The organism is Stenotrophomonas sp. YJH_SMC_65 (assembly GCF_059369475.1).
Genome location: NZ_JCAFSR010000001.1, coordinates 582,169 through 596,665, shown reverse-complemented (window position 1 = coordinate 596,665; position 14,497 = coordinate 582,169). Strand labels below are relative to the sequence as shown.

Annotated in this window: 13 protein-coding genes and 1 pseudogene; 5 read left to right on the top strand and 9 right to left on the bottom strand. The window is 66.8% G+C overall.

The annotated features are described in order from the left end of the window. The first annotated feature begins 117 nt into the window (after positions 1-117). Together AC5P7A_RS02680 and AC5P7A_RS02675 are read left to right on the top strand one after the other, a co-directional pair. Positions 118-1,554: a serine hydrolase gene (locus AC5P7A_RS02680; protein ID WP_262224706.1), complete on the top strand. Its 1,437-nt coding sequence runs from the start codon at positions 118-120 to the stop codon at positions 1,552-1,554. A gap of 194 nt (positions 1,555-1,748) precedes the next feature. Beyond that, positions 1,749-3,860, top strand: a complete 2,112-nt coding sequence (locus AC5P7A_RS02675; RefSeq protein WP_495219861.1) for a TonB-dependent receptor family protein — start codon at positions 1,749-1,751, stop codon at positions 3,858-3,860. 46 nt (positions 3,861-3,906) lie between these two features. Here the strand turns inward: AC5P7A_RS02675 and AC5P7A_RS02670 are convergent, their stop codons facing one another. After that, positions 3,907-4,425, bottom strand: a complete 519-nt coding sequence (locus AC5P7A_RS02670) for a hypothetical protein (protein ID WP_014647630.1) — start codon at positions 4,423-4,425, stop codon at positions 3,907-3,909. A gap of 204 nt (positions 4,426-4,629) precedes the next feature. Next, positions 4,630-5,111: pseudogene (locus AC5P7A_RS02665) on the bottom strand (hypothetical protein); the annotation flags it as partial. A 205-nt stretch (positions 5,112-5,316) separates the two neighbouring features. Between AC5P7A_RS02665 and AC5P7A_RS02660 the strand changes: the two are divergent. Next, complete coding sequence (locus tag AC5P7A_RS02660) at positions 5,317-5,640, top strand: hypothetical protein (RefSeq protein WP_075076612.1); 324 nt, start codon at positions 5,317-5,319, stop codon at positions 5,638-5,640. Positions 5,641-5,674: 34 nt separating this feature from the next. Here AC5P7A_RS02660 and AC5P7A_RS02655 read toward each other — a convergent pair whose 3' ends face one another. Next, on the bottom strand, positions 5,675-6,250 hold the full coding sequence (locus tag AC5P7A_RS02655) for a TetR/AcrR family transcriptional regulator (protein WP_495219860.1): 576 nt from the start codon (positions 6,248-6,250) through the stop codon (positions 5,675-5,677). 69 nt (positions 6,251-6,319) lie between these two features. Here AC5P7A_RS02655 and AC5P7A_RS02650 point away from each other — a divergent pair, with 69 nt between their 5' ends. Further along, positions 6,320-6,865 carry a thioesterase family protein gene (locus AC5P7A_RS02650; RefSeq protein ID WP_012511531.1) on the top strand — a complete coding sequence of 182 codons (546 nt, stop codon included), beginning with the start codon at positions 6,320-6,322 and terminating at the stop codon, positions 6,863-6,865. A gap of 3 nt (positions 6,866-6,868) precedes the next feature. Here the strand turns inward: AC5P7A_RS02650 and AC5P7A_RS02645 are convergent, their stop codons facing one another. The 3 genes from AC5P7A_RS02645 to AC5P7A_RS02635 all read right to left on the bottom strand — a co-directional run bounded on the left by AC5P7A_RS02645 (position 6,869) and on the right by AC5P7A_RS02635 (position 9,483). After that, positions 6,869-7,546, bottom strand: coding sequence for a hypothetical protein (locus AC5P7A_RS02645; protein WP_495219859.1), 678 nt, complete (start codon positions 7,544-7,546; stop codon positions 6,869-6,871). Positions 7,547-7,685: 139 nt separating this feature from the next. Continuing rightward, entirely contained in the window at positions 7,686-8,468 is a 783-nt protein-coding gene (locus tag AC5P7A_RS02640; protein ID WP_049442475.1) for an SGNH/GDSL hydrolase family protein, read from the bottom strand. 49 nt (positions 8,469-8,517) lie between these two features. Further along, positions 8,518-9,483 (bottom strand): DUF2268 domain-containing putative Zn-dependent protease, encoded by a 966-nt coding sequence (locus AC5P7A_RS02635; protein WP_049442474.1) that lies wholly within the window; start codon positions 9,481-9,483, stop codon positions 8,518-8,520. Positions 9,484-9,621: 138 nt separating this feature from the next. On the opposite strand from AC5P7A_RS02635, the gene AC5P7A_RS02630 reads away from it, so the two are divergent. Then, a complete protein-coding gene (locus AC5P7A_RS02630) occupies positions 9,622-10,605 on the top strand; it encodes a hypothetical protein (RefSeq protein WP_495219858.1) in 984 nt (327 codons plus the stop codon). A gap of 13 nt (positions 10,606-10,618) precedes the next feature. Here AC5P7A_RS02630 and AC5P7A_RS02625 read toward each other — a convergent pair whose 3' ends face one another. The 3 genes from AC5P7A_RS02625 to AC5P7A_RS02615 all read right to left on the bottom strand — a co-directional run bounded on the left by AC5P7A_RS02625 (position 10,619) and on the right by AC5P7A_RS02615 (position 14,388). Further along, complete coding sequence (locus AC5P7A_RS02625) at positions 10,619-10,939, bottom strand: hypothetical protein (RefSeq protein ID WP_126411130.1); 321 nt, start codon at positions 10,937-10,939, stop codon at positions 10,619-10,621. Between the two features lie 118 nt (positions 10,940-11,057). Next, positions 11,058-11,756 (bottom strand): hypothetical protein, encoded by a 699-nt coding sequence (locus tag AC5P7A_RS02620; RefSeq protein WP_235319615.1) that lies wholly within the window; start codon positions 11,754-11,756, stop codon positions 11,058-11,060. Between the two features lie 169 nt (positions 11,757-11,925). After that, positions 11,926-14,388, bottom strand: coding sequence for a S9 family peptidase (locus AC5P7A_RS02615; protein WP_111207043.1), 2,463 nt, complete (start codon positions 14,386-14,388; stop codon positions 11,926-11,928). Positions 14,389-14,497: the final 109 nt, after the last annotated feature.

The following is a 14,497-nucleotide window of genomic DNA, read 5'->3' as shown; positions in this document are numbered from 1 at the left end:
AAAGAGCTGTTTACGACAGGTCATTGGGAACTCACGCATTCACATAGGTGCTCGCCCCGCTTGACCCAGTGCCCGCCGCTGACCAACATGCGCCATCACCGCTGATGGATCGCCGCGATGTACCGCACCTTTGTTGCTGCATTGCTCTGCGCCCTCTTCGTCGTTCCGATCGCTTCGGCGCGTGGCCTCACCCCTGACCTCTCCACTCAGCTCGACGCCCAGCTGCAGGCCAACCGCGACCGCTACGGCATCGCCGGCCAAGCGGTACTGGTCGCACACAACGGCCAGGTGCTGTACCAGGGCGCCAGCGGTGAACGTGATCCCGCCACCCATGCGCCCGCCACCGTCGATTCCATCTTCGCCGCGCAGTCGATGGCCAAGCTGCTGACCAGCACGCTGGTGATGCAGCTGGTCGATCACGGCAAGGTGGATCTGGATGCACCGGCCAGCCGCTATGTGCCGGACTTGCCCGCAGCATGGCGGGCGATCCGTGTGCGCGATTTCCTCAACCACAGCTCCGGCATCGGCGAGTACTACGACCGGGTGGATAACCGCTGGGTGAGCAAGGGCTACCCCGGTGTAGCGCCTGACCTTGGCGCGGCACTGAAGGTGGCCGGTGCGGCACCGATGCAGTTCGCCACCGGCAGCCGCATGCAGTACACCCAGGCCAACTACCTGGTACTGACAGCGCTGCTGGAAGCACACTACCGCACGCCCTACCCGGCCATCGCGCGCGAACGCATCCTGCAGCCATTGAAGATGACCAGCACGTCATGGGGCATCGCCAACGTGCCGGTCGAGCGCGCGGCGGTGCCGTACATCGGCAAGGATGGCGCGTTGCAACCGGCCAATGAAGATCCCTGGCCCAACTACGGCTGGGGGCATGCCGACCTGCAGACCACCGTGGGCGACATGAACCGTTTCCTGCAGGCGCTGGCGACCGGCAAGCTGGTGCGCACGGCGACCCTGGAAAAACTCTGGCAGCCGCAGAAGCTGAGCGGTGGCGGCAGCAACTTCTTCTCCACCGGCTGGGACACCACCCGCAGCGACGGCTACACCCAGGTCGGCCACGATGGTGGCACCCGTGTACGTGCGCGATTGGCCTACAAGGGCACGCTGGCCAGCGGCTACTGGGTGTTCGTGTACCTGACCAATGGCAGCGCCCGCAATGTCTGGTCCAGCACGCTGGTGGAGAGCACGATGGCGGTGGTTGCGCCCGGGGAGTTTCCGCATGCGGTGTTGTCCGAGCGGCTGATCGGCTATGCGCTGGATGACAGCACCGATGCGAAACCGCAGATGCGTAGCTGGCTGCGCGACAGCAATGGCGTTCCCACCGGCGAACTGGAGCGTGCGATCAACGGTGATGGCTATGCCATCCGCGAGAGTCTTGGTGCCAGCAAGGCGCTGAAAGTGTTCGCGCTCAACGCCGAGCTGTATCCGGATTCGGCCAACGCGTGGGACAGCCTGGCCGAGTGCCATGCGGCATTGGGCGATAGGGAAGCGGCTGATCGGCTGTACGCGAAGGCCAAGAAGCTGGCGAAACCCTCGCCATAAACCCTGCTGTAGCGCCGAGCCCATGCTCGGCTGCTCTTCGTTGCGATGGCAAACAACCCGCGCTGCGCGCGATTAGCCGAGCGTGGGCTCGGCTCTACAGGAACACGGCGGGCGGCCATACGCCGCCGGCGGGTGACGCGGCGCTGTCGACCTGTTAACTTGCGCGCCACTTTCGTGGTTTACAGCATTCCCGCATGTCGCTTCCGTCGTACCGCCCTCACCCGTCGCTGCTGTTCCTGGCTGTTTCCCTCGCCCTGGCTTCCACCGCCGCCGCCGCCCCGCAGGCCACCACCCTCGATGCCGTGCAGGTCACCGCTGCCGCCGATGCCAGCGCGCAGGCGCGCGAGGCCCTGAAGCGCATCCCCGGCGCCAGCAACGTCATCGACGTGGCCAAGGCCGACAGCCGACTATCCACCAGCGCCGATGTGTTGGCCTACCAGCCGGGTATCAGCGCGCAGTCGCCGGGTAATGAGGGCACCAAGATCTCGATCCGTGGCTCGGGCATCAACCGGGGCCCGGGCGCGCACGCCTCGGGCATTGCGGTGTCGATCGACGGCCTGCCACTGACCGGCCCGGGCGGCACGCCCTACGAGCTGCTGGAACCGCTGTGGCTGTCGCGCGTGGAAGTCCTGCGGGGCGCCAACGGCTTCGAGCGCGGTGCGTTGGCGCTGGGCGGTGCCATCGACTACGTCAGCCGCAGCGGTCGTGATTCGGCGGGCGTGCAGCTGCACTACGAAGCCGGCAGCCGTGGCTACCAGAAGCGCGGCATCAGCTGGGGCGGCGTCAGTGGTGATGTCGACTACTTCCTGGCCTACACCGATACCGAATTCGACGGTTACCAGCGTCATGCGCGCGGCGACGGCAAGGGCGCGATGGCCAACATCGGCTGGCAGATCACGCCCGACCTGCAGACGCGTTTCTTCGTGCGCTACCGCGAAACCAATCATGAAACGCCCGGTCGCCTGACCCGCGATCAGATCCGTAACGATCCGCGTGCCGCGAATGCGGCCAACCTGGCCATCGATGCGCGTCGCCCGCAGCCGGGCAGCACCTGGGTGGGCAACGTCACCACGCTGCAGATCGATGAAGACTCCTCGTTGCAGGCCGGGCTGGTCTATCACAAGTACCCGATGGACTTGAACGAGAGCCTGTACCGGCAGCAGCTGGACTACGCCAACCTCAACGCCACGCTGGACTACCGCCGCCGCCACCGGCTGTTCGGCCTGGACAGCGAAACCACGGTCGGCCTGCGCGTCACCCACGATCTGGACGCCGATGTGCGCGAGTCGCTGCGCTTTGCCAGCACCGGCTATGCCGCCGGCACGCGCACGCGTGACTTCCGGCACCACGGCACCGACAGCACGCTGCACGTCGGCAACACCCTCACCTTCAATGACCGCCTGCGCATGCAGACCGGGCTGGCACTGATCAACACCCGTCGCGATGTGCAGGTGACCTGGCCGAGCAGCGGTGGCCGCCTGCGCGACCACGACTGGGACCATGCGCCGCGACTGGGCTTCACCTGGCAGCACAGCGCCCGGACCCAGTGGTTCGGCAACCTCAGCCGCTCGGTGGAGGCGCCGCACCCGTGGTCGATGATCTGGGGCTCGAACCAGTACTTCGGGCCAGGCAATGGCCCGTCTACCGGCCGCCAGCGCGCGCCGGTGCCGATGCAGAACCAGACCGCCACCACGCTGGAACTGGGCGCGCGCGGTGACGCGGCGCTGGGCCGCTGGGAACTGACCGGCTACTACGCGCACGTGAACCACGAACTGCTGAGCGTTGAACTGCAACCGGTGCCGAACCTGTTCATCGCCGAGAACAACGCCAGCCCCACCGTTCACCGCGGCATCGAGGCCGGATTGGACAGCACGCTGTGGCGGGCTGCACCGGGCCGGCTGTCGCTTCGCCAGGCCTATACCTTCAGCGATTTCCGCTACCGCCACGACGCGCGTTTCGGCAGCAACCGCCTGCCCGGCCTGCCGCGCCACGCCTACCAGGCCGAGCTGCGCTTCGATCACGCATCCGGCCTGTACGCCGCGCTCAATACCGAATACGCCTCGCGCATCGCCGTCGACTACGCCAACAGCTACTGGGCCGACAGCCACGTGATCTTCGGCAGCCGCATCGGCTACGACGCACCCGGTGGCCGCTGGCAGGCCTGGGCGGAGATGCGCAACCTCGGCAACCGCCACTACACCGCCACGGTCACGCCGGGCTACGACGACGTAGGCAGGGATATTGCCCGCTCGACGCCGGGCGAAGGCCGTGGCATCTACGCTGGTGTGCGTTTGCGGTTTGACTGATGACCGCAGGCGGCGCCGGGTGTGATCCGGCGCCGCCGTTCCAGTGTCAGCCGATACGCCAGGCCGGCAGGCGCTCGCTGCGCTTCCAGATGGAAGGCGCCAAGCCGATCAGCACCAGTGCCGCCAACCACTTCGGCGAGGTACTGAGCAGTGTCGAGGTGAGCGAGCCATCGGCGGGGGCGGCCATTTCCTGCCACGGGTTGTAGCCCAGGTAGACGACGCTGCCAGCCCACCACAGCAACGCCAGACCGACACCCACCAGCAGCAGGGCCAGCGTGCGGCAGGTCCAGCGCTGCGAGGTAGTGCCCCATTCCCGCGACGCCGCGGTCAGCAGGCCCACCACCAGCAGCGACACCAGTGCCACCAGGCCGATATCGACCTTGGTTCCAATGCGCTCATAGGTACAGGCGCGGCACTGCGCCTCTTCCGCGGCGGTGGCGGCTTCGGCGCCATCGGCCTGCCCGGCTGCGGGCTGCGCCAGTGCTGCAAACGGCAACAACGCCGCCAGCAGCGTCACCATGATCCAACGAAACAACGTCCTGTTCCTGCGTGCAGCGACATCCATGCGCTCTTCCTCGTCAGTGGTTGTGTGTCCCAGTGGGCGTCCGGCCATCCAGCGCCCCTGTTTCAGATGCAGTACGACAAGCTCCCGATAGGTGACACCGCCGGGACACGAATCCCGGCCGACCGCGATCATAGCCTACTGTTCAGTGCAGCTGAAAACGGGGCGGGTCCAGGCGACATGAAGGAGCCAACCGCACTCCCCCCCCTGGATGACCTGCAGCAGATGGCTCGCACCCGGCACGCATTCCTGCGCGAGCCAGCCCAGTACGGCGAAAAACAGCAGCAGGCCGAGCAGCGGCCAGATCGTATGCGACACGCATACCCGCCACCATCCCTGTTCCTGCATGCCCTGCATGCGAGGCGATGGGCTGCCACCGCCCACATCCGGCGACAGTCCCTCCAGTACGTTGCCCAGCGCCAGCGGATCCAGATCCACACCAGCAGCAGGAACACGCCATAGGCCAGCAACACGGCCATCGGGTAGCGAAGCAACATCGCGTCGATGCCGGCCAGGCGCAGCAGGTACGAGGCAAGGAATCCGGCCGCACCGGTCAGGGCGACGATCAGGGCCATCTGCAGGCGTGGCCAACCCCGCTGCTGCAGGTGCTGGCGCGCACGCACGACTTCGCTGCCGTGGTTTACGGGCAATTTCAGTGGACTGCGTGAAAAATGGCGTGAGCGCTTCATTCCGCCGCCGGGGGCCGGAGGCAGCGCGGCCAGGGACTTCGGGAACCTGATGCTGCATGCGGACATCCTTGCCGGGCACGCGTAGGCGGTGGTGGACGGATTCCAGCGCGATGGGGCCGTGGGTCCATCACCCACAGGCCGCACTGGCGCCGGCCTTGTACCCGCGCGCCGGCGGCTGGATCATGACTTTCCGCTACGAAAAAGTATGCTCTACGGCATGCACGTCTCCCAGCTCACCCGCTCCACCGCCCTCGTGATGTTCGTTCCAATGATTGGCCTCGCCGGTTGGGGTTCGTGGTTTGGTAGCCGCTGCATCAGCGATGGCTGCCTCGGCGTCCTGGTGGCATGGCTTGCCGCCGTGGCCACCTTTGCGGTGCAGGCGTTGCTGGTGCTCCCGACGCATGCCTGGGCCCTCAAGCGGCAGGGATCCCCCGCCTCCCGCAGCTACCTGCGATGGTTGGGCGCGTCGGCCATCGCCGCCTTCCTGCCCATCGTGCTCGGCTGGGGCTATCTGATGATCTTCCGATGACCTGCTGCGCGTCTTCCGCACGCGGATAGCCGGATCAAGGACGCGCGGCCTCCTTCAGCAACTGCGCTGCCACCTGGTCGAACGGGGCGATGTCCTGCAGTGCGCGGCACATCGCCACTGCGCCTTCCACGCTGGCAATCACCAGGCTGGCCAGTCCATCCGCCGCCGCAGGTTCGTGGCCTTCGGCAATGAAGGCTCCGGCGAGATGCCCCTGCCAGCGCGCGAACACTTCGGCAGCGGCAACACGTGCCTGGCTGGGCACGGCCTCCACCGGCTCTTCCACTGCCGCGGCCAGCACCGGACAGCCCGCGCGGAACCCGGAACGCAGCAAGCGCTCACGCCACATCGCCAGGAACTGCTGCAGGCCCTGCACCGCCCCACCCTTCAGCAGCTCCACCAGCAGCGTTTCTACCTTGTCGCCAGCCATGTGGGTGGCGCGCGCCAGCAACTCCTGCTTGCCGCCGGGAAAGTGGTGATAGGTGGAGCCCAGCGGCGCCTCGGCCAGCTTGGTCACCTCACGGATGCTGGTGGCATTGAGACCCACGCGCGCCAGCATCTGTGCCGCAGCATCAATCACGCGTTGTGGCGCATCAGAGGGGCGCGGGCTCACGGCAGGCTCCTTGCCAGGACAGTCGTCATAGATTAGCTTACCGGCGATTCTATAACAGTCGTCATAACCATGAATCTCTGGTTCCGCCTGCTCCACCTGCTGCTGTGCAGCCTGTTCCGGCCGAAGCTGGAGGCGCCGTTCGGGGTCTCGCGGCTGCAGTTCCGGGTGCTGCCCAACGACCTGGACAGCAACCTGCACATGACCAACGGTCGCTACTGGAACATCTTCGACCTGGGCCGGCTGGACCTGATCCTGCGCATGGGCCTGGGCCGGGTTGCGCTGCGCGAGAAGTGGGCACCGATCGTCGGCGCCGGCACCATCCAGTTCCGCCGCGAGCTGAAGCCGTTCCAGCGCTTCACCCTGGAAACGCGCCTGGTGGGCTGGGTCGGCTCGCGCGGCATCATGGAGCAGCGCGTGCTGATCGGCGCCGAGCAGAAGATCGCCACGCGCGCGCTGCTGGTCACCGGCATCTACGACCGGCGTGCGCGCCAGTTCCTGGGCATGCCGAAGATGATGGAAGCGATCGGCGTGGTCGCCCCGCCGTCGCCGCCGCTCAGTGCGGCCGCCGAAGCGTTGCTGGCCGCCGATGCGGCGTTGAAGCAGGACGACGCCTGAGCTTCAGGGGGCCGCCACCGGCACCGCGTGCGGTTCGCGCGACACGACCTGGGTGCGCCCTCCCACGTGCAGCACGTACTCGAAGGACTGCCGCATGCGGCTGTATGCGCCGCCATCCGGCACGCCGTAGTTGGCACCCACGCTCAGGGTATGCCGGCCCGGCGGCAACGGCTTGAGCATTACCCAGTAGCCGTCGGCGGCGGCCAGCCGAGAGTGTTCGTCGTCGGCATCCATGCGGAAGCAGCCTTCGCTGCGGACCCGATGCCTGCGCATGTCGCCCAGTGGCTGGCCGTCCAGCAGCACCACCGCGCTGATCAGGTAATCGTTGTTGACCGCCGCCCCCGCCTGGAGCTCCTTGCAGGACACAGCCTCATCCATCTGGTAGTGCGCCATGTTGATGATCGGCAGCAACAGGTACTTGCCAGCCGGCACCACGCATTCGCGATGTGGCCGGAAACGGCCATTGGTGCCGGCCAGGTTCCAGACCGGGCCTTCCTGGCCCAGATCACACACACGGCCATCCGGGTCGAGATAGGGCGCGCCGCCCTGGGCGTCGGCCCAGCGCCACCAGCGGGCGGTCCATTCGGCCAACGAAACGCCGCCCACCGGTTCACGCGTCAGCGGCGAAGGCACCGCCGTGTCTGCACTGGACGCCGGCACGGCGGCCAGCAGCAAGGCCATCGTTGCGCCACTGCGGCAAAGCCATCCCTGGATTCCCTTCCGCATCACCCACCCCATCGTCCCTGGCGGCCACGCGGCGTGGCCAGCTTCGGCGCCACTGTACCTTGGCGGGCTGGATCCTGTGCAGTGCGGGTTGTGCCTACTCCAGCGCCATTGCGCGCTTGACCGCCGCCTCGGCCAACGGCGCCATCACCGCATAGCCCTTCGCGGTGGGATGCACGCCGTCGTCGGCCAGCTGCGGATCCAGCCCTCCGGCGGCATTGGCCATCGGCGTGTAGTAGTCCAGATAGACCAGCTGCTTCGCATCGGCATAGCGCTTCAATGCCGCGTTCAATGCGCGCACCTTGGGCGCAGGTGCCGTGCCCGGCAACCACGGGTAATCGCTGACCGGCAGCACCGATGCCAGCACCACGGCAATGCCATGTGCACGAGCCAGGTCCACCATCGCGTGCAGGTTGTCTTCGATCATCGCCTGCGTGGACGGGCCGGTGTTGCCGGCGATGTCGTTGGTGCCAGCCAGGATCACCACCACCCGCGGCTTGAGTGCCAGCACGTCCTGCGGGAAACGCACCAGCATCTGCGCCGTGGTCTGGCCGCTGATCCCGCGATTGAGCCAACCCTTGCCGGGAAAGAACGTCGCGCTGCCCTCCCTGCCCCAGCCTTCGGTGATCGAGTCACCGAAGAGCACCACGCGTGGTTGCCCCGGTACGGCGGCAGGCAATCGCGCGTTGGCATCGCGGTAACGCTGCAGTTCCGGCCAATCGGCCAGGCGCTGCTGCATGAAGCGCACCTCGTCCGGGCGCAGTCGCTCGACAGGTTCCACCAACAACGGGTTGATGGCGGGCACGTCGGCCGCCATCCCATGGGCGCTCATCGCGCTACCGAGGGCAACCGCGGCCAGGCCAGCGGACAAGGAACGCATGGGGTCTCTCCGTTGAATGTCTACGCCAGTCTAGCGCGCGGCCCCGCGCTCAGCGTGCCGCCGACCGCGCCGCCACGCCGGTCACCTTGGCCGGCATCCACATGCCTGGCGTCCAGCCACTGGCGGCCAGGATCGCCTTCGGGTTGTCCTGCTGGATCAGCGCACGCACCGCGTCACGCTTGTCCTCGGCCTGCAGGTAATAGGCCTTGGCGATGCGATAGCCCACCCAGTAGCCCAGATCATAGGGTTCCTGCGAACCGGGCTTGTAGTTGTACAGCCACGGCGACAGATCGGTGCTGTCCACATCCAGTGCGAAGGCGCTTTCGATATGTACTTCCCGGCCACGGGTCCAGGCCGCGTGGCGACCGTTGCCGACATTGCCGGAAATCAGCTCGCCGATGAACTCGGCGATGCCTTCGCCCAGTGAAACACGCAGCACCGTCGCATGCGGGTCGCCCGGCTCGACGTCGGTCAGGCCGGTCTGCTGGATGTGCACGTACTCGTGCGCGATCACGTGCACGAAGCGGTCCTGCACATTGGGATTCATGAAATCGGCTGCGCACAGCGCTTCCAGGCCGATGATCACCCCGCTCTTGGAGGTCAACCCGACCGGTCGGCCGCGGCCGACCGCGATGGTCACCGGCGGAAACGCGGCCTGCGGATAGATCGCCTGCAGGTTGCCGAACACCTGCACCAGGCGCTGCTTCACCGCCGGCAGCTCTGCAAGGCAACCGCGTCCCTGCGCATACACCCCGGGCTGGCTGGCAATGGCCTCGGCCATACGCTCGGGCGTGACCCGGCGCGCCTTCGCCAGTTCACCCAGGCCCGGACTGCCTTCGGCCAGGTAACCGGCCAGCTGGGCGATGCTGGGCTTGCCGCCGGTGCTGTCGTAGAGCGCGTAGAAGCGGCTGGCATCGGTGGTGAGGATCTGCGGCCCCGGCGGGGTTCCCGCCGACGCCACGCCGACCGCCCCGGCACAGGCCAGGGCAAGCAGGCAACGCAGGAAACTGGACATCGCTCCGTCCTTGGTGGAGTGCATGCGAAGCGCGCAATCTACCACTCCGCCCCGGCCACCGCAGCGGGCACATGCAGGCCTTTCGGGGCTGTGCCAGACTCACTCAGGCACCTGCCATGGATGATGGAGCACCGCACGATGATGATCGTTCCCGCGTACTGGGCCGAAGCCCGCCTGCAGGCCCGTTTCCGTGGCCGGCCGATGGTCGTGCGCCGCTTCGGCTGGTCCGACGAGGGGCCTGCCCACGCCCAGGCCCACGCCGACGCACGTGCCCATGAAGCCCTCAACGCCATCATCGCCGGGCAGGTGCTGCCGCGTCGCGAAGTGCGCAGCAACTACGGTGTGGATGGCGTGCCGATCCGCGAGCAGATCGTGCAGCGCGATGGCGATGTCATCATCACCCGCAACAGCTATGGCGCGCTGTGCCTCAACAGCCCCGACGTGCTGTTCGCCGACATCGACCATGCGCAGCCACCGGCTGGATGTGTGATACCGGCCATCGTCGCGGCGGTCGTGCTGCTTGCCGGCGCCGTCATCGGCACCGTGCTCTGGCATTGGCTGATGGGCCTGGTACTGGGTGTGGCGGCAGTGCTGCTGGTCAACGCGGCACTGCTGATGCGGCGGAAGCAGCGCCTGGCCGCTGCCGGCGGTGCTGAAGGGCTTGCGCTGAAGCGCGTGGACGCCTTCAGCGAGCAGCATCCCGATTGGCATCTGCGCGTCTACCGCACCCCGGCGGGGCTGCGCGTGCTGGCGATGCATGCCACGTTCTCACCCGAGGACGAGCAGCTCCAGTCATTCTTCAAGGCACTGGGCACCGACACCCTGTACGCGCGCATGTGCCGGCTGCAGCATTGCTTCCGTGCGCGACTGACACCGAAGCCGTGGCGCGTCGGTCTGCGTTATCGCATCAGGCCACCGGTGGCTGCGTGGTCAGCCGAACAGGCCAACAACCCGGACCGGTTGGCCTGGATTGCCGATTACGAAAAGAAGAGTGCCGGCTTCGCCGCCTGCGCCTACCTGCGCAGCTTCGGTGATACCACCCGGGTGCATGCCAAGGCCGAGCATGTGCGTGACCTGCATGACCGGCTGTCACGCGCGCAGGATCGCCTACCGCTGGCGTGAGAGTGGCAGACGCTCAATCAGCGCCCTGCACGAACGGCTGCCCTGCCAAGGTAGTGCCCAGCTGCACCGCGATCTGCTGCCCGCCCTTCTCGAAGGTTGTCGCGCACTGCTTTCCGCCCTTCTGGCATCCGACTTCGGGAAAGCCCTCAAGTGACTCGGGGGCGCCCTGTGCCGGACTCGCCTGCCAGCCTGCCGCATCCAGCAGGCGCTTGGCCTTGGCATAGGGCATGCCGGCGATGATGCCCAATTGCGTCAGCTCAGCAGGAAACGACTGGGCATGGGCGGTTGAAACCAGGGCCAACGACAACGTTGCAGCAAGGAGAATGGCTTTCATCGCAGTGACCTGAAACGAGCTATCAGGTTCAGCCTAGATCATTTGCGTGGCGTGCGAATGTGCCGGTAACACGTCGTTACCGAGTCTCCACAGTTGATTGCAGGGCATGTGCGATTGATCACATGGCGGAATCCCTGCCCCTGGCGCCACAGTCCAGCGACTCCATCGCGAGATCCCTGCGCAGCCGGTCATGCAACCAGCGAGTCTGGAAACGCCTGCGTGAGTCTTCCCCTTCCGGCAGCAGGGCAATCACCGCTTCGCTCAGTTCCGGGTGCCACTGCTCCTGCGCGTTGTCCAGGTCCTGCTGCTCGAAGACCACCGAGGGCAGGCGTTTCCAGGGCAGCATCATTACCTTCTGTGAGGTCGACACCAGCACCACATCCGGACGCCCCGGCCGGCTCACGACAACCGTCATCATCGGCACATCATCGGTCCAGAGCCCGGAGAAATGCCGGTCGACACGCGACTGCAGGCTCCGTCCGGACAGCGCCTTGCGCGCCCACGCGCGCTGCTGTGCGAACGAACAGGCATCCGTGTCCAAGCTGTGCAGCCCCGGGTCCAGGGACAGTATTTCGGCGCGATCCAGCCGCGAAGCGATCCGCTGCACCGCGGCCGCCCTGGTCAGCGGGGCGGTCTGCAGCGCGGTGTCGAGCGCCGCCATGGCGCCAAACGGCAGCAGCTCCGGCAATCGCGCCTTGCCGTCGGGCGTCTCCACCACCTGCACGCGGGTGGTCAGGCCATAGGCATCGCGCCGGATCACCCAGTGCTCTGATACCGAGCCCCAGCCGTACCAGTCGTATCTCACATCGACGCTCATCTGTGGCTGTGCCGCCATCGCCGCAGACGATGCGCACACCGCTGTCAGTCCCAACAACCAAGTCTTCATGGAGCTGCCTTGCCTCTGGGGTTCCGACGAGCGGCAGCCGAGCATGGGCTCGGCTCTACAGAATGCAGGAAGGCCGCTCTGAGGCGGCCTTCCTGTTCCTTCACTTGGCGTTCTTCACGTAGGTATCGAACCAGTTCAGCATTTCCGCCACCAACTGTTCGTTCGATTCCAGCGCGGTGTACCAGTGGGGCTCGTTCGGCAGCATCACCAGCCGGGTGGTGCCGCCGTTGCCGCGGATCGCCTGGTACAGCTTGCGCGACTGGAACGGCTCGGTGCCCGGGTTGGCGTCGTCCTCGCCGTGGACCAGCAGCAGCGGCAGCTTGATCTTGTCGGCATAGAAGAACGGCGAGGCCTTCAGGTACACGTCCTGCGCCTGCCACACCGAGCGACGCTCGTTCTGGAAGCCGAACGGGGTAAAGGTCTTGTTGTACGAACCGCTGGTCGCCACACCGGCCTTGAACAGCTTGGTGTGCGCGATCAGGTTGGCGGTCATCAGGCCGCCGTGGCTGTGGCCGGTCACGCCGATGCGGTTGCGGTCAACCACGCCCATGTCCACGGCCTTGTCCACCGCCGCCTTGGCGTCGGCTTCCAGCTGCTCCAGGTAGGTGTCGTAGGCGTTCTTCGGATCGCCCACGATCGGGAACGAGGCGTTGTCGATGATCGCGTAGCCGGCCAGCAGCATCAGGCGGTACGGCTGCAGGCGGGTGAAGGTCTGCTGCGAACCGGACACCTGCCCCGCCTGCGCGGCGTTGGCGAAGTCGGCCGGATAGGCGTACAGGATCGCCGGCACGCGCTGGCCTTCCTTGTAGCCCGGCGGCGTGTACAGGGTGAACGACAGGTCCACGCCGTCGGCGCGCTTGTAGGTCACCAGCTGCTTCTTGATCTGGCGCACTTCCGGTGTCGGGTCGACCAGCTTGGTCAGTGCGGTCGCGGTGGACGCGAACTGCGCCTCGCCGGCCTTCGCATCAGCCACCGCCTCACCCTGCTGGCGGACGAAGGCATTCGGCGGATCGATCACCGACTGATGCCAGGTCAGGTAGCGGCCCGGCGTGTTGCTGAAACCGAGGAACTGTTCGTAGGCGTCTGCACTGCTGCGGAACAGGCGCTCGCTCTTCAACGTGGCCAGGTCCAGGCGGTCGAGGAACGGACGGTCGCCCTGCGGCGAGGCACCGCGGCCGCTGAGGAACACATGGTTGCCCTCACGGCGCACCACCTGCGCGCCATTCGGCAGGCGGGTGAAGACCAGATTGCCAGGGTTGCCGTACAGCTCATCGCTGGACATGTCCCACAGCAGGCGGCCTTCCTTCTTCGGCTGGTCCACATCCACGATGCGGGTCTGCATCCAGTGACGATTCTCGTCGTTCTCGTACTGGAAGGCCACGGCCGGATCGGCGGTCCACGCGAAGCCTTCGAAGCGCTGCGCGGTGCGGGTGATTTCGGTCGGCTTGCCGTTGAACGGCGCCTTCAGCATCAGCACGCGATCGCGATGCGGCACGTTGACCTTCCAGTCGCCCTTGTCCAGCGCTTCGGCGTAGACCAGGGTAGCCGGATCGGTGGCGCGCCAGTCGAAACCGCGCGGGCCTTCCGGCACGCCGTGCACCGGCACGCGGTCGGCCAGCGGGAGGCTGGCGATCGGCGTGCTGCGGCCACTGCTGATATCCAGCACGGCCACGTCGTTGGCGAAACGCTGGTAGGTCACCGCGTGCGAATACGGTGCCTTGATCGATTCAGTCAGCACGTGCACGCCATCGGGCGCGGCGCTGACTTCGTTGAACAGTGCCGGCTGCCCGACCGGGCGCACGCTGCCTGCGGCGGTATCTACCACGGCCAACTGCGAGGCACCGTAGTAAGCGAACAGCTTTTCGTCGTGCACGCTGGTCAGCGTGTCGCGGGCCTCATAGGTGCTGCTCTCGCCACTGCTGCCCAGCGACTCCTGTGCATCCGGGCCGGTCGGTACGCCGCCGTTGGAAGGTGCCGGGCCCTGGTTGGCCGGTACCAGTTTCACCAGCAGGTTCTGGCTGCCGCCCAGCCACTGCACGGTGTAGCCGAAGATCGGGTTCAGCTGCACGTTCGGCACCTGCTTCACCTGCCCGGTGGCCGCATCGCCCACCCACAGCTGCACGCTGGTATCGACCGCATTCTGGAAGGCGAAATGGCTGCCATCGGCCGACCACAGCGCGCCGGTGGCACAGCCCTGCGGCAGGTTGACCTTGGTCTCCTTGCCACTGCCGATGTCGACCAGGGTGAAGTCGGCCACGCAGGCCGGAATGCCGTAGCCACCCGGGGTGTCATGGCGGCTGCGGTTCTTCGGCTCCAGCCGCACGCCGGCCAGCTTCAGGTAGGGCTGGGCCACGCGGCTGATCGAGGGGTAGGTCTGCGCGGTGGTCAGCAGCAGGCGCTGGCCGCCCGGGGCCACGTTCGGCGCCGGCGGTGGCGGTGCCTTCAGCACCTTGAGCAGGTGTTCCGGCGGCTTGGCGTAGTCGGCCAAGGCCGGGCCAGCGGCCAACAGGCCGACGGTGGCAACGGCAACAGCCGCCGCCAGAGAGGTTCGACGGATCAGCATCCTTATCCCCTGGGTGTGAATGGGTACCCGGAATCGGGCATGGACCCGAATCTAGCACCGCAGGGGATGGGATGAATGGGCCGGAAGGGCTAGAGGCCGGATGGGGCAA

What these genes read in the sequence shown, in the direction of transcription:
- AC5P7A_RS02680 (WP_262224706.1), top strand. Translation starts at nt 118, where the DNA reads ATGTACCGCACCTTTGTTGCTGCATTGCTCTGCGCCCTCTTCGTCGTT.
- AC5P7A_RS02675 (WP_495219861.1), top strand. Translation starts at nt 1,749, where the DNA reads ATGTCGCTTCCGTCGTACCGCCCTCACCCGTCGCTGCTGTTCCTGGCT.
- AC5P7A_RS02670 (WP_014647630.1), bottom strand. Translation starts at nt 4,425, where the DNA reads ATGGATGTCGCTGCACGCAGGAACAGGACGTTGTTTCGTTGGATCATG.
- AC5P7A_RS02660 (WP_075076612.1), top strand. Translation starts at nt 5,317, where the DNA reads ATGCTCTACGGCATGCACGTCTCCCAGCTCACCCGCTCCACCGCCCTC.
- AC5P7A_RS02650 (WP_012511531.1), top strand. Translation starts at nt 6,320, where the DNA reads ATGAATCTCTGGTTCCGCCTGCTCCACCTGCTGCTGTGCAGCCTGTTC.
- AC5P7A_RS02645 (WP_495219859.1), bottom strand. Translation starts at nt 7,546, where the DNA reads ATGGCCTTGCTGCTGGCCGCCGTGCCGGCGTCCAGTGCAGACACGGCG.
- AC5P7A_RS02640 (WP_049442475.1), bottom strand. Translation starts at nt 8,468, where the DNA reads ATGCGTTCCTTGTCCGCTGGCCTGGCCGCGGTTGCCCTCGGTAGCGCG.
- AC5P7A_RS02635 (WP_049442474.1), bottom strand. Translation starts at nt 9,483, where the DNA reads ATGTCCAGTTTCCTGCGTTGCCTGCTTGCCCTGGCCTGTGCCGGGGCG.
- AC5P7A_RS02630 (WP_495219858.1), top strand. Translation starts at nt 9,622, where the DNA reads ATGATGATCGTTCCCGCGTACTGGGCCGAAGCCCGCCTGCAGGCCCGT.
- AC5P7A_RS02625 (WP_126411130.1), bottom strand. Translation starts at nt 10,939, where the DNA reads ATGAAAGCCATTCTCCTTGCTGCAACGTTGTCGTTGGCCCTGGTTTCA.
- AC5P7A_RS02620 (WP_235319615.1), bottom strand. Translation starts at nt 11,756, where the DNA reads ATGAGCGTCGATGTGAGATACGACTGGTACGGCTGGGGCTCGGTATCA.
- AC5P7A_RS02615 (WP_111207043.1), bottom strand. Translation starts at nt 14,388, where the DNA reads ATGCTGATCCGTCGAACCTCTCTGGCGGCGGCTGTTGCCGTTGCCACC.